The sequence below is a fragment of the Herbiconiux dendrobii genome (assembly GCF_052048175.1).
In the GTDB taxonomy this organism is placed as follows: Bacteria; Actinomycetota; Actinomycetes; order Actinomycetales; family Microbacteriaceae; genus Herbiconiux.
This window is the reverse complement of sequence record NZ_JBLZQV010000001.1, coordinates 525,444-539,316: the sequence shown is the minus strand read 5'-3', so window position 1 is coordinate 539,316 and position 13,873 is coordinate 525,444. Positions and strand designations below refer to the sequence as shown.

12 protein-coding genes are annotated in these 13,873 nt (G+C 71.0%); 3 read left to right on the top strand and 9 right to left on the bottom strand.

Annotated elements, in window-relative coordinates; genetic code table 11:
* Positions 1–521 precede the first annotated feature (521 nt).
* Entirely contained in the window at positions 522–1,790 is a 1,269-nt protein-coding gene (locus ACN4JJ_RS02535; protein ID WP_440708331.1) for an ice-binding family protein, read from the top strand.
* A 125-nt stretch (positions 1,791–1,915) separates the two neighbouring features.
* On the opposite strand, the gene ACN4JJ_RS02530 is transcribed toward ACN4JJ_RS02535, so the two are convergent.
* Positions 1,916–2,353, bottom strand: coding sequence for a DUF3151 domain-containing protein (locus ACN4JJ_RS02530; protein ID WP_440708330.1), 438 nt, complete (start codon positions 2,351–2,353; stop codon positions 1,916–1,918).
* 79 nt (positions 2,354–2,432) lie between these two features.
* Between ACN4JJ_RS02530 and ACN4JJ_RS02525 the strand changes: the two genes are divergently transcribed.
* Positions 2,433–3,320: a siderophore-interacting protein gene (locus tag ACN4JJ_RS02525; protein ID WP_440708329.1), complete on the top strand. Its 888-nt coding sequence runs from the start codon at positions 2,433–2,435 to the stop codon at positions 3,318–3,320.
* Here ACN4JJ_RS02525 and ACN4JJ_RS02520 read toward each other — a convergent pair.
* On the bottom strand, positions 3,317–5,743 hold the full coding sequence (locus ACN4JJ_RS02520) for a phosphoketolase family protein (protein ID WP_440708328.1): 2,427 nt from the start codon (positions 5,741–5,743) through the stop codon (positions 3,317–3,319). The genes ACN4JJ_RS02525 and ACN4JJ_RS02520 overlap by 4 nt on opposite strands.
* Positions 5,744–5,913: 170 nt before the next feature.
* Between ACN4JJ_RS02520 and ACN4JJ_RS02515 the strand changes: the two genes are divergently transcribed.
* Positions 5,914–6,540: a hypothetical protein gene (locus ACN4JJ_RS02515; protein WP_440708327.1), complete on the top strand. Its 627-nt coding sequence runs from the start codon at positions 5,914–5,916 to the stop codon at positions 6,538–6,540.
* Here the strand turns inward: ACN4JJ_RS02515 and ACN4JJ_RS02510 are convergent.
* The 7 genes from ACN4JJ_RS02510 to ACN4JJ_RS02480 form a co-directional block, all read right to left on the bottom strand.
* Entirely contained in the window at positions 6,509–7,090 is a 582-nt protein-coding gene (locus tag ACN4JJ_RS02510; protein ID WP_440708326.1) for a GNAT family N-acetyltransferase, read from the bottom strand. The genes ACN4JJ_RS02515 and ACN4JJ_RS02510 overlap by 32 nt on opposite strands.
* The gene (gene menC, locus ACN4JJ_RS02505) at positions 7,083–8,243 is read right to left on the bottom strand and encodes an o-succinylbenzoate synthase (protein WP_440708325.1); all 1,161 of its coding nucleotides are present in this window, start codon (positions 8,241–8,243) and stop codon (positions 7,083–7,085) included. The genes ACN4JJ_RS02510 and menC overlap by 8 nt, the downstream gene beginning before the upstream one ends.
* Before the next feature lie 28 nt (positions 8,244–8,271).
* On the bottom strand, positions 8,272–9,027 hold the full coding sequence (locus tag ACN4JJ_RS02500) for a phosphatase PAP2 family protein (RefSeq protein ID WP_440708324.1): 756 nt from the start codon (positions 9,025–9,027) through the stop codon (positions 8,272–8,274).
* A 145-nt stretch (positions 9,028–9,172) separates the two neighbouring features.
* Complete coding sequence (locus ACN4JJ_RS02495; RefSeq protein ID WP_440708323.1) at positions 9,173–10,729, bottom strand: sugar ABC transporter ATP-binding protein; 1,557 nt, start codon at positions 10,727–10,729, stop codon at positions 9,173–9,175.
* On the bottom strand, positions 10,719–11,321 hold the full coding sequence (locus ACN4JJ_RS02490; protein WP_440708322.1) for a hypothetical protein: 603 nt from the start codon (positions 11,319–11,321) through the stop codon (positions 10,719–10,721). Before ACN4JJ_RS02490 ends, ACN4JJ_RS02495 begins: the two co-directional genes overlap by 11 nt.
* Before the next feature lie 328 nt (positions 11,322–11,649).
* Entirely contained in the window at positions 11,650–13,242 is a 1,593-nt protein-coding gene (locus ACN4JJ_RS02485; protein ID WP_440708321.1) for an MFS transporter, read from the bottom strand.
* A complete protein-coding gene (locus ACN4JJ_RS02480) occupies positions 13,235–13,807 on the bottom strand; it encodes a PadR family transcriptional regulator (RefSeq protein ID WP_440708320.1) in 573 nt (190 codons plus the stop codon). The genes ACN4JJ_RS02485 and ACN4JJ_RS02480 overlap by 8 nt, the downstream gene beginning before the upstream one ends.
* Positions 13,808–13,873: the final 66 nt, after the last annotated feature.

Genomic DNA, 13,873 nt, shown 5'->3' with positions numbered 1-13,873 from the left:
TGCGCCGCCGCCTCTGCGGTGTGGTGATCGTTCCCCCCTCTGCCGCCTCGCCGGCCCCGGTCGGCGCTGTCGATCGCGGAGATTGTCGCTGGCCGGCGATCTGTTGCGCCTGCCCTGTGGGTACCTACGATGCGCGCCACTTTTCGCGACTTCTGTGACGTTTTTCGGATATCCGTGGTGATTATGCAGGAACCGTGTGTATTGTTCTCTCTGCGCGAGATGGTGCCGATCCGAGAATTCCGGGGATTTCCCGCCCCGAGGAGTTCGCATCCTGCAATCTCCGCACCGGTCATGACGCTGGCAGACCCCTTTTCACAGGCATTTGGCAGTCCCACATAATTGCTAGGTGATCTAGACACCTGCACCTACAGTCAGCTGTACTCACAGGGTGTGATTCGGGGCCTCCGCAGCACGGGGGTATTTTGGGGGCTTCAATGAGAAGCCGACATGGTCATTCAGTTCTTCTTCGTCCGTCATCCGTGCCGTCACGGCGCCGGGGCGGACATCGCACGGCAGCCGCGGTGGCGATCGGGTTGACGGCGGGGATCACCACCTTGCTGGCCATCCAACCCGCCAGCGCGATCGGGGTGAGCGTCGATCTGGGAACGGCCTCCTCCTACTCCGTGCTCGGCGGGCAGTCCGTCACCAACACCGGGCCGAGCGTGCTCTCCGGCGACCTCGGCGTACACCCGAAAGACACGATCACCGGATTTCCGCCGGGACTCGTGGGCGGCGCGACCCACGCGGCCGACGCGGCAGCGCTGCAGGCGCAGAGCGATCTCGTCGTCGCCTACAACGCGGCGGCCGGACAGGCACCCGACGCGAGCGTCGAGGGCGACCTCGGCAACCGCGTGCTGAAGCCGGGCGTCTACAACGCCGCCAGTTCGATCGGCCTCACCGGTCCGCTGACGCTGGACGCCGAAGGCGATCCGGACGCCGTCTTCGTCTTCCAGGTGGGATCGGCGCTCACGACGGCGACCTCCAGCAGTGTCGTGACGATCAACGGCGCCCGGAGCTGCAACGTGTTCTGGCAGATCGGCAGCTCGGCCACGCTGGGCACCAGCACCTCGTTCGTGGGAACGATCATGGCGCTGACCTCGATCACCGTGGCCTCCGGATCGACCATCGACGGCCGGGCCCTCGCCCGGAACGGCTCGGTCACCCTCGACGACAACGTGTTCACCGGGGGCGACTGCGTGGTACCGACGTCGCCGCCATCGACGGGAACGCCCACGACGCCTCCCACCACTCCCCCGACATCGACTCCCCCGACGTCCCCTCCGTCGACCGGAACGCCCACGACACCTCCCACCACTCCCCCGACATCACCTCCGTCGACCGGCACGCCGACGTCTCCGCCTTCGACGGACACGCCTACCTCTCCGCCGTCCACCGGCGGCCCGGGGACCGGCGGTGGCGGCGGATCCGGCGGATCGGGCGGCAGCGGCGGAAGCGGCGGCTCGGGCGGCGGCAGCGGTAACGGCGGCGGTACGGGCGGGTCCGGCAACGGCGGCGGTACGGGCACCGGCAACGGCGGCGGAACAGGCACCGGCAACGGCAACGGCAACGGCGGCGGAACCGGGAACGGCACCGGAAACGGCAACGGCAACGGATCGGGCACCGGGAACGGCACCGGCTCCGGTTCGAATACCGGCGCCGACAGCGGATCGCTCGCGAGCACCGGCGTCTCCGAGCTCCCGTGGTTCCTGGCCGGGGCGAGCGCGCTGGCCGTGGCCGCCGGGCTGCTCGTGACGATCATCGTCCGCCGGCGCAGCCGCACCTCCGCCTGATCGGCGACCGCAGCACCTGATCGAACGCGCCGCCCCGGGATGACCGGGGCGGCGCGTTCGTTCGTGCGAGGCCGAGCAGCTCTGCAGAAGCCAACCGTGCGGCGCGGGTTAACGCCGAGCGGCGGCTAGCGCTCTCCGGCCTCGATGCGGGGGATCGCCGTGGCGTCGGCGCCGTCGAGGAACTCGGTCAGGCGGGTCACCTCGTCGGTCTCGCCGATGGCCTCGGCCGCGCGGCGGAGCAGGTAGAGGGAGAGCAGCACGCCGCGGTTGCCGTCGTGCGAGAACGGCACCGGGCCCTGGCCGCGCCAGCCGGCCTTGCGCAGCGCGTCGAGCCCGCGGTGGTAGCCGACCCGGGCGTAGGCGTAGGCGGGGATCGGCTCACCGCGCGAGAAGGCGCGATCGGAGAGGGTGGCCCACACCAGCGACGACGTGGGGAACTGCTTCACCGTGGCCTCGAGCACCTCGTCGACCTCCCAGCCCACGGCTCCTGCCAGCGCCTCGCGCACACCGGGCTCGTCGGGCAGGAGGGTCTCGGGCACACCGAGGAGATTCGCGTTGCTCATACTTCGATGCTACCCAGTGGCGCGACGCACGTCGTCGCGAGAGAGTTAGGCTTGCCTAACAGAGATTTGGAAGTGCAACATGACGATTCCCTCCGCGCGGCCCGCCCGCCCGCAGACCACCCTCCACGTGATCAGCCGTGAGCAGCTCTCCCCGCACCTGGTGCGGCTCGTGCTCGGCGGCGAGCAGTTCGGCTCCTTCACCGACAACGGCCACACCGACAAGTACGTGAAGATCTTCTTCGCCAAGCCGGAGCTCGGCCTGGCGCCACCCTACGACATCGAGGCGCTTCGCGAGACGCTCGCCCCCGAAGACCTGCCGGTCACCCGTACCTACACCGTGCGCGCGGTCGATCCGGTGGCGCGCACCCTCAGCATCGACTTCGTCGTGCACGGCGACGAGGGGCTCGCCGGCCCGTGGGCCCGCGACGCCGAGCCGGGCGACGAGATCACCTTCCGCGGCCCCGGCGGCGCGTTCTCCCCGAAGCCCGAGTTCGACTGGTACCTGTTCGCCGGCGACCTCTCGGCGCTCCCCGCGATCGCCGCCGCCCTCGAAGCCCTGCCGGCCGGGGCGACCGGCCTGGCCTTCGTGACCGTCTCGTCGGAAGACGACATCCTGCCCCTGGAGGCGCCGGAGGGCGTGACCGTGAACTGGCTGGTGCGCTCACCCGAGGACGACGACGCGAGTGGGAACGGTGACGACGACAGTGACGACAGCGACAGCAGCGCGACGACCGACCCCACGCTCGACCTCGCCGTGGCCATCGCCGCCGAGCCCTGGCCCGAGGGCCGCCCGCAGGTCTTCGCCCACGGCGAGCGCACCGCGATGAAGGCCCTGCGCAACCTGTTCAAAGAGCGCGGCATCACCCGCGACCAGCTCTCGCTCTCGGGCTACTGGGCGCTCGGCCGCACCGAAGACCGCTTCCAGGCCGAGAAGCGCGAGCCGATCGGGGTGATCGAGCCCGTCTAGAAGTCGGCGCTCGTCCCCGGATCGGCTCCCGCCGCATCCGGACCCTCCGCCGATCGCAGGGGCAGCCCCGCGCTCCCCAGCACGTCGGGCATGTCCTCCCCGTGCGAGCGCGTGTAGGCGCGGTGGGCGGCCCGCTCGTCGTCCATCCGCTGCGACAGCGCGGCGTACGCGGTGGCGAGCCGGGGCACCCGCCGGATGACGTCCATCACCAGCCGGAACCGGTCGAGGTCGTTCAGCATCAGCATGTCGAACGGCGTGGTGGTGGTGCCCATCTCCTTGAAGCCGCGCACGTGCAGGTTGGCGTGGTTCGTGCGCCGGTAGGTGAGCCGGTGGATCAGCGCCGGATACCCGTGGAACGCGAAGATCACCGGCTTGTCCGGTGTGAACAGCGTGTCGAAGGCCTCGGAATCCAGGCCGTGCGGATGCTCGGCGCTGTCCTGCAGGCGCATCAGGTCGACGACGTTGACGAACCGCACCGCGAGATCCGGGATCTCGGTGCGCAGGATCTGCACGGCCGCCATCGCCTCGACGGTCGGGATGTCTCCCGCCGCCGCCACGACCACCTCGGGCTCCTCCCCCGGCCGCTCGGTTCCGGCCCACTCCCACACGCTGGCCCCGCGGGCGCCGTGCGTGCGGGCCTCCTCGAGCGAGAGCAGCGAGGCCGTCGGCTGCTTGCCCGCCACGATCACGTTGATCTTGTCCACGGTCGTGAAGCAGTGCTCGGCCGTGACCAGCAGGGTGTTGGCATCCGGCGGCAGGTACACCCGCACGATGCTCGCCTGCTTGTTCACCACGTGGTCGAGGAAGCCGGGATCCTGGTGCGAGAAGCCGTTGTGATCCTGCCGCCAGACGTGCGAGGAGAGCAGGTAGGTGAACGAGGAGACGGATCGGCGCCACGGCACCTTCGCGCTGGACTCCAGCCACTTCGCGTACTGGTTGAACATCGAGTCGACGATGTGGATGAAGGCCTCGTAGGAGGTGAACAGGCCGTGCCGCCCGGTGAGCAGATAGCCCTCGAGCAGGCCCTGCGCGAGGTTCTCGCTGAGCATCTCGATCACGCGGCCGTCGTGCGCGAGGTGCTCGTCGGTCTCCAGCACGTCGCCCTGCCATTGCTTGGCGGTGACGTCGTAGACGTCGTCGAGGCGGTTCGAGGCCACCTCGTCGGGGCCGAACAGCCGAAAGTCGTCGGGGTTGTGACGGATGATCTCGCGCAACCAGCGGCCCAGCTGCCGGGTGGGCTCCACCACGGCTCCGCGCCCCTCGCTCAGGTCGACCGCGTGCGGCTCCAGCGGCGGCAGGCTGAGCGTCTGCCGCAGCAGGCCCCCGTTGGCGTGCGGGTTCGCGCTCATCCGCAGTTCGCCCTCCGGACGCAGCGCGTCCAGCAGGTCGGAGGGCCGGCCCGCTTCGTCGAAGAGTTCTTCGGGGCGGTACTCCCGTAGCCACTGCTCGAGCTGCGCGAGGTGCTCGGGGTTGTCGCGCACGCCGGAGAGCGGAACCTGGTGCGCCCGCCAGGTGTTCTCCACGGGCAGGCCGTCGACCACCTTCGGGCCGGTCCAGCCCTTGGGTGTCTTCAGCACGATCATCGGCCAGGCGGGCCGCTCGAACGGCTCGCCACGGCGGGCCGGCGCCTGGATCGCCTCGATGTCGGTGAGAGCCTCGGCGAGCGCCGTCTGGAACCGCTCGTGCACGGCCATCGGGTCTTCCCCGTCGAAGCCGCCGGTCACGATGCGCGGCGAGTAGCCGTAGCCGGTGAACAGCGCGCGCAACTCGTCTTCGGGGATGCGGGCCAGGATGGTCGGGTTGGCGATCTTGTAGCCGTTGAGATTGAGGATCGGCAGCACCGCCCCGTCGCTGGCCGGATCGAGGAACTTGTTCAGGTGCCAGCTGGTGGCCAGCGTGGCCGTCTCGGCCTCGCCGTCGCCGATCACGCAGGCCGCCACGAGCGAGGGGTTGTCGAGCACCGCCCCGTAGGCGTGCACGAGGGAGTAGCCGAGCTCACCGCCCTCGTTGATCGAGCCCGGCGTCTCGGGCGCCGCGTGCGAGGGGATGCCGCCCGGGAACGAGAACTGCCGGAACAGCCGGTCCCGCCCCGTGGCGTCCAGCGGGATCTGCGGGAACAGCTCGGAGTAGGTGCCGTCGAGCCAGGCGTTCGCCACCACTCCGGGCCCGCCGTGACCGGGGCCGGCCAGGTAGATCACGTCGGTGCCGCGCTCGACGATGAGCTTGTTCAGGTGCGCCCAGACGAGGTTGAGCGCCGGTGTGGTTCCCCAGTGCCCGAGCAGCCGCGGCTTGATGTCGGCCGGTTCGAGCGGCCTCTCGCGCAGCGGATCGGCCAGCAGGTAGATCTGCCCCACCGAGAGGTAGTTGGCAGCCCGCCACCAGGCATCGACGACGGACAGGGGCACCATTCCGGAACCGGTCATGGCCTCAGCCTACGGAGACCCCGGCGCGCCACAAGGGTCTGGGGGAAGCCTGGGAGCTTTCTGCCCCGTGTCCCCCGGACGACCGCTATCCCTCGGCCCCGGCGCCCCGTATCCTCGGAGCAGATCACCCATTCGAGGCCTGAGGCAGGCCCCGGCAGAGGCGAGAGCAGATGACCACACGGCCCGGCGCCACGGCGCGAGTCGTACGCCCCCGCGCCCAGATCTTCAGCCAGACCCGGCTGGTGGCCGCCGCGCTCGTACTGCCGATCTTCGCGGCCATGTTCTGGTTCGCCATCCCGCGCGGCACCTGGCCGCGGGTCATCATCGCGCTGGCGTTCGTGGTGATGGTCTACGCCGCCGGCTCCCTGCTGCTGCGCGGGGTGAGCATCCGGATCGGTCACGACGGCCTGATCGAGCGCGGCTTCTTCGTGCACGACAACCGCATCCCGGCCAAGCGGATCGCCACGGCCCTCGTGCTCGACGTCTACCGCGGGGCCACCACCGAGACGAACCGCCAGCTGTTCCTGCTCGACTCCTCGGGCGAGCTGCTGATGCGGATGCGCGGCGAGTTCTGGTCGAACGACGACATCGAGGTGGTCGCCTCGGCCTTCGACGTGCCGGTGCAGCGCCGGGCCGACCCGATCACCTCGGCGAAGCTGCGGGCCGAGCTGCCCGACCTGATCTACTGGTTCGAGCGCTGGCCCTGGGTGGGCGGGCTCGCGATCGCCGGGGCGATCTCGCTGATGGCGCTGGTGCTGATCGCCCTCATGTCGCCGGCCTCGCTGGTCGTCGGCTGAGCGGCCGCCCGAACACCACTCCGTGGTCGTCGCGGCGGAGCTCGGCGAAGCCGACCCGGGCGTAGAAGGCCTGGGCGCCCTCGTTGCGCGGATCGACGACGAGGTGCACGCCGGGCACTCCCTCGGCGGCGAGCTGCTCCAGGCAGCGCTCGACGAGACGGCGGCCGAAACCGGATCCCTGCCCCTCGGGCAGCAGGTCGACGTGCAGGTGCGCGGGATAGCGGTCGACTTCCGCGAGCAGCAATCCGGCGGCGTGCGCGGCCCGGGCGCTCGCCGCCAAGGCGCTCGGCCGGGCGGCGAACCGTTCGGCGAAGGCTTCGGTGTCGGCGGCCGCGAGCAGGTAGCCGAGCACGCGGCCGTCGCGCTCGGCCAGCCAGGCATGCTCGGGCTCGAGGTCGAGATAGGGGGCGGCGTACCGCTCGGTCAGCTCCCGCGGGTCGCCCCGCCCCGTGGCATCCTGACCCGCATCGCCGGTGAGCACGCAGATCGACAGCACCGCCCGCCGATCCTCGACCTCCGACGGGTCGTAGAGACGGATGCGCTCAGCCACGCGCGAGCAGCACCGACGGGCGGGTCGCCCACTCGCCCACCAGCTCGGTGCGCACCGTGACGCCGGATCCGGGGCCGGCCGGCACCGCGAGACGGCCGTCCATCAGCACGAACGACTCGGTGAGGTCTTCGGCGAAGTACCGGTTCGACGCCGAGGTGTCGCCCGGCAGCGTGAAGCCGGGCAGGGCGGCCAGCGCCACGTTCGCCGCCCGGCCGAGCCCCGTCTCGAGCATGCCGCCGCACCACACCGGCACGTCGCGGGCCCGGCACACGTCGTGGATGCGGATCGCCTCGAGGTACCCGCCCACCCGGCCGGCCTTGATGTTCACGATGGCCGTGGCGTCGCGATCGATCGCATCCTGGGCCACGGTGGCCGAGGTGATCGACTCGTCCAGGCACACCGGGGTGTCGATGGCCTGCGCCAGCCGCACGTGCGCCGCGATGTCCTCCTCCACGAAGGGCTGCTCGATCAGCAGCAGGCCGAAGGCGTCGAGCTCGCGCAGGTGGTCGATGTCGCCGATCGTGTAGGCGGTGTTCGCATCCACCTGCAGCAGGGCGGATGCCCCGAGCAGGTCGCGCACGGCGGCCACCGGCTCGAGGTCCCAGCCGGGCTTGATCTTGAGCTTGATGCGCCGGTAGCCCTCGTCGACGTAGCCGCGCACCTCCTGCAGCAGGTCGTCGATCGAGGGGGCGATGCCCACCGACACCCCGCAGTCGACCTCGGGGCGCACCGCTCCGAAGTACTCGCCGAAGCTGAGACCGGCGGCCCGGGTCTGCGCGTCGAGAACGGCGGTCTCCAGCGCGGCCTTCGCCATCCGGTGCCCCACCACGAAGGAGAGGACGGATGCGACATCCGGCGCCCGCAGAAAGCGTGCCTCGAGCAGGGCCGGCGCCAGGTAGTGCTCGATCACCTGCGCGGCGCCCTCGACGTACTCGCTGGAGTAGACCGGGTCGGCCATCGCGACGCACTCGCCCCAGCCCTCGCCCTGCTCGGTCAGCACGCGCACGAGCAGCACCTCGCGGGCCGTCTGCCGGCCGAAGCTGGTCTCGAAGGGACGCACGAGCGGCATGCCGATGCGGTGCAGCTCGATGGCCTCGATCGCGACCGGCAGCGCCGATCCCGGGTGCGTCTGGAGCGGGTCGACCGAGGTCATGGGCGGCCGGCCTCCGCCGGGAGGATTCTCATGAGTCGACGTTACCGGGTTCGACCGGCCGAGCGGAATGGCTCCAGAAGGGCCGGTGGGAGGCCGATCTCTCGCGGTAGAGCTTCGCGGCGAATGGGGCCCACAGCAGCACGGCGACTCCGGTGCCGAGCAGTAGTCCGCCGATCGTGTCGCTCAGCCAGTGGGCGCCGAGGTAGGTGCGGCTGACCATCATGAGCAGGGTGTACGCGGCTCCGGCCACCCAGATCCAGGCGCGGGCGAACACGATGCCGAGCACCACCGCGAGGGTGGCGGCGTTCGCGGAGTGGCCGGAGGGGAAGGATCCGAAGTCCGAGACGACGAGGATGTCTTCGGGCCGGGGCCGGCCGATCACCGTCTTCAACAGCTGCACCGCGGCCGCGCTGGCGATGATGGCGGCGAGGAAGGAGAGCGCCGCCCAGGGCATGCGGAAGATCAGCAGCAGCGCGATGGTCACCAGCGGCACCACGAAAACGGCCACGAAACCGCCGCCGAGCGAGTTCATCACCAGCGAGGGCACGTCCCACACCGGCGAACGGTGCTCGAGGATCTCGTCCATCCACTCGCTGTCGACGGCGAACGGCAGCCCCTGCTCCCGCAGCACCACCACGGCGCCCAGCATCACGACGAGCAGCACCGCCACCGCCCCCGACACCACGGGCCACCGGCGCGCGACGCGATATGGCGCCGGGGCCACCGGCCCGCCGCCGCCGCTCCCCGGCGCCTCGACAGGACCCGCGGGCTCGATGGTGGACATCCCGCGATGCTACCCCGCCGCTCCCGCCCCTCCCGCCGCGCCCGAGGCGCCTGCCTGTGATTCGAGAAGTCGCAAGTGGCCCGATGAAGCGCCTTTTGGGGGCCCTCTGCGACGTCTCGATGGGGTGGGGGGTGGTGGTCCGGGGCTAGTCGGGGAGCATGAGGGCGGCGGCGGACGCCGGCGGGGAGCCGGCGGGGAGCTCGCCGGTGATGCGGCCGGCGGACATCGTGAGCACGCGGTCGCTGACGGCGAGCACGAGGGCGAGGTCGGAGCAGAGCAGGACGACGCCCTTGCCGGCCGCCCGGGCGCGGTCGAGGTCGGCGAGCAGCTCGTCGCGCTCCGCGGGAGCGAGGCCTCGGAAGGGCTCGTCGAGGAAGAGCACCAGGCGATCGGATGCGGGGAACTCGCGCACCAGGCCCCGCACGCGAGCGGCGGCATCGCCGTCGCGGCTGATCGAGCGCACGGCGTCGAGCGCCTTGCGCCCCATCTCGCCGCCCGCTCCCGAGCCGGTGGAACCCGTCCCGCCGTCCGTCAGGCCGGCATCCCGCTCGACCATGCCCATCGAGGCGAGGCCGCGCACGCGCCCGGCCGGCACCGGAACCACGAGACCGCCCACGATCCGCATCCGGTAGCGGGGCGATTCGGTGCCCACGAAGAACAGGCCCGCTGCGATCGAGCTCTCGACCGTCGACGTGTCGGCGCGCTCCCCGCGAACGAAGACACTGCCCGAGGAGTCGGTGCCGGCTTGGCCGCCGTAGACGCTCAGCAGCAGCAGCTCGGCGCCCGAGTCGCCGACGCCCGCGAGCCCGACGATCTCACCGGCCCCGACCGTGAGGTCGGCATCCTGAACCACCGGCCGGGTGGGATCGAGCACGTCGTACGTCGACCAGCCGGAGATGCGCAGCAGTTCCGGCCCGGGCGACGCCGGCTCGCGCGTGGCAGCCGGGAGTGCCGGCCGTGGCCGGTCGACCAGCTCGTGCAGGATGCTCTCGCGGACGCGCTCGACGCCGGCGGCCTCCCACTCGGCACGCGGATGCTGCGCCACCACCACCCCGTCGCGCGCGACGAGCACGGCGTCGGCATAGCCGAGCGCCTGCCGCGGCTTCTGCGTGAGCACCAGAACCGCGATCCCGTCGTCGCGCAGCACGCCGAGCGCGGCGATCAGCCGGGCCGACTCCGCCGCGTTCAGCAGGGCGGTCGGCTCGTGCAGCACCACGGCGGAGGCCGCTCGACGACGGGCGCGGGCCAGTTCGACGAGGATGCGGTCGAGTTCGCCGAGCGCCCCGGCCGGAGCGGTGGGCGACACGGGCCCGCCCAGCCAGGAGAGCAGACGGGCGGTCTCGGCGCGCATCCCGGCCCAGTCGAAACCGATCGGGACCGGGCCGATCCGGCGCTGCCGCAGACCGCCCAGGAAGACGTTCTCGGTGACATCCATCCCCGTGGTGATCGAGCGGGAGCGCGTCACGAGCGCCAGGGTGGGCCCGGCATCCCTCGCCGGGCGGTGGTGCAGGATGCGGGCGGTCACATCGTGGAGCATCGCGCCGAAACCGGCGCCGTTCTCGCCGCAGAGCGCGAGGATCGTGCCGGCACGCAGCGCGATCCCCGGCCCGCCTCCGACGGGGAGCTCGATCACCGCCGGTGGGGACGACACCGGGCGTGAGGGCTCAGCGGCCCCCACGCCCGGATCGTCCTCATTGCTCACGCGCCAACGCTAGCTGGTCGGCGGCCTCGTGCGCCGCGGCCGAGTGGGCCGCGATCGTATCGGCCACCGACGGGCGCGGTGCCGGCGAGCGGGTCGTCCTGGCCGCCTGGGCCGAGAACGTGAGCCGCCGGCGATCCGCGCCGTCGGTGTTCTCGACGCCGTCGCCCACCAGGGTGAGCCCGGCATCCGTCGCCGCCAGCGCCCGCCAGGCGAGAGCCCGCTGCGTGGCCGGGTCATCGCGGAGTGCCGCGTCGACCTCGATCACGTAGTCGGGAGCCAGGATGGCCCCGGCCGAGGCGAAGGCCCGGTGCGCCGAGCGGATCAGCGCCGCGCCCCACACCTCGGGGTGCGGGAGCGTGGCATCCACCAGCAGGCAGTGCAGCTCGACGGGGTGCACGGCCCCGACGGGCCCCCACCAGACAACGCGAGCGACGGGGCGCTCGTCGACGAAGGCGAGCCAGGTCCAGTCGCGGCGGTACTCGCCCGCGGCCAGGCCCCGGCCGAAGGCCGCCGGATCGACCCACGAGACGGGGTCGGGATTTCGGAAGTTCAGTAACGATCGATCGTGATCGCGACTCGATGATGTGAACACGAGAAGGTCCTCCAACAGGAACACAGAATGATGGAGGCGCTTGCGGATGGGCTCTGCCCGAGGCGGCGGTCAGGCCGCGGAGCGAGAGACGGAGGGAAGCGCCATGGAGAGGGAACGGAAGGTCTGAATCACAAAGGTGCTTTCAGAAGAAAAGCCAACGCTCTTAGAAAAGAAGGACTTCGGTTCGATCATGGTGTTCACCTCCTCAGGTCTCTCAGGGCGACCGTGGTGTCGCGGATTCCGAGGCTAGCGGCTCCGGACAGCCCAGCGCAACCCTTTCGGGGCCAGGATGCCACGACCCCCGCCGCGCCCGGCGCCCGCCGACCGGTCAGTGGCCCCCGGTGGGCCCGCCCGGCGCGCTCGTGCGTCGCGGCAGCGCGAACACCAGCAGGAACGCCAGCACGCTGAACGCCACGCTCACGCCCATCGCCGCCGCCGAGCTCGCGCCGAAGCCGTTCGCGAGGTCCTCCGGCGACGATCCGCTGACGACCAGCGACCCGAAGAACACGCTGCCGATCACCGCGATGCCCACCGCGCTGCCGACCCGCTGCATGGCGCTGATCACACCCGAGGCGGCCCCCGCATCCTGGCGGTCGACCGTCGCCACGATGAACTGGGCGTTCGGGGCGATGAACAGACCGTTCCCGAGGCCGGCCAGGAACAGCGGCGCGATCAGCATCCAATTCGTGAGATCGATCGGGGCGGTGACCAGCAGCACGATCCACACCCAGGCGAGACCGACGGTGACCGCGGCGGTGCCGATGATCAGCACGGTGCGGCCGAGGCGCGCCGAGAGCCGGTTGCTCTGCGAGGAGCCGATGATCGAGCCGATCGCGAACGGGATCGAGACGATGCCCGACTCCAGTGCGGTGTGGCCGAGGCCCGCCTGCCACAGCAGCGAGATGGTGAAGAAGATGCTCGTGAAGGCGGCGAAGTACACCAGCGCGAGGATCGTGCCCCCGGTGAACGCGGGGTGCCGGAACAGCCGCGGCGGCACGAGCGGGATGCGGCCGCGCTTGGAGTACGCGACCTCCCAGGCGCCGAAGGCCACGAGCAGCAGCACGCCGGCGCCGAGGGTGAGGAAGGTCCAGAGCGGCCAGCCTTCGTCTTCGCCCTGGATGAGCGGCACGAGCAGCGCCACCAGGCCGGCCGAGATCAGCACCAGGCCGAGCCAGTCCATGCCCTGCTTGGCCGGATTCTGTGTGGCCGAATTCTGCGTGGCCGGATTCTTCTTGGCGGAGCCACCGGCCACGGCCGAGCTCACCGCATCCGTCTCCCGGCGCGACGGCAGCAGGATCGCCGCCGCGATCAGGGTCGCGAGCCCGATCGGCAGGTTCACGCCGAACACCAGCCGCCAGCCCTCTTCGGAGCCGAAGGCCTGGATGATCAGCCCGCCCACGACCGGGCCGAGGGCGCTCGAGACGCCGATCACGGCCCCCATGATGGCGAAGGCCTTGCCGCGCGAACGCGCCGGGAACAGCAGCTGGATGTAGGCGGTGACGGCCGGCACGAACATGCCGCCGGCGAGCCCCTGCACCACCCGCGAGACCACGAGCTGGGTGTCGTTCTGCGAGAGTCCGCAGGCGAGGCTGGCGAGCGTGAACAGCGCGATGCCGGTGAAGAACACCCACTTGTGGCCGATCCGGTCGCCGATGCGGCCCGCGGGGATGAGCGCGAGGCCGAAGGCGAGGGCGTAGCCGGAGATGATCCAGGAGAGCGTCGCCTCGGAGGCGTCGATGCTGGTGCGGATGCTCGGCAGGGCCACGTTCACGATGGTGGTGTCGAGCAGGGCGATGCACATGCCGGCCAGCAGCACGATCAGCGCCTGCCAGGCGCGGCGCGGAATGGCGGGCGCGGCCCCCGCGGAGGCGTCGGCCGGGGCCGGGGCGCCGGCGGTGGCGGGGCGGTTCTGGTCAGTCATCGTGGTGCACCTTCCGGGTGAGTTCGTCGGCGACGATCTCGGGGATCATCGCGAGCAGTCGTTCGTGGGAGTCGATCTCGGCGCGGATCCGGTCGGCCCGGTGCTCCATCACCCAGACCTCCACCACGGTGAGATAGGGCAGGGCGGACGCCATCCGCCGCTGCTGTTCGGCCAGGTTCTCGGCCAACCCGTCGATCCGGGCCTGGATCGCGGCGGGCAGCAGGTCGAGCCGGTCGCGGTCGAGACGCGTCACCGCCAGGTCGAAGGGATCGTTCTTCAGCACCAGCCGGCGCAGGCCCTCCTCGCGCAGCACCGACAGGGCGGCGCGGCCCTCGGGGGTGATGTCGAAAACCTGACGCTCGGGATAGGAGCCCTCGCGCTCGACCCGCAGCTCGTGGATGAGCCCCTCATTCGCCAGCCGCTTGATCGCCCCGTAGAGCGCGCCGACCGACACATCCGCCCAGAGATGGATGCGCTCCTCCTCGGCCAGCAGCCGCAGCTGATGCCCATGCATCGGCCCGCGCTCGTCGAAGGCGCCGAGGATGAACAGCCGAATGGGAGACACGATGACTACTTTCGCACGAGTAGTTTTCCAAAAGCAAGTCTAATATGTTGTCACTCAGAACTTTTC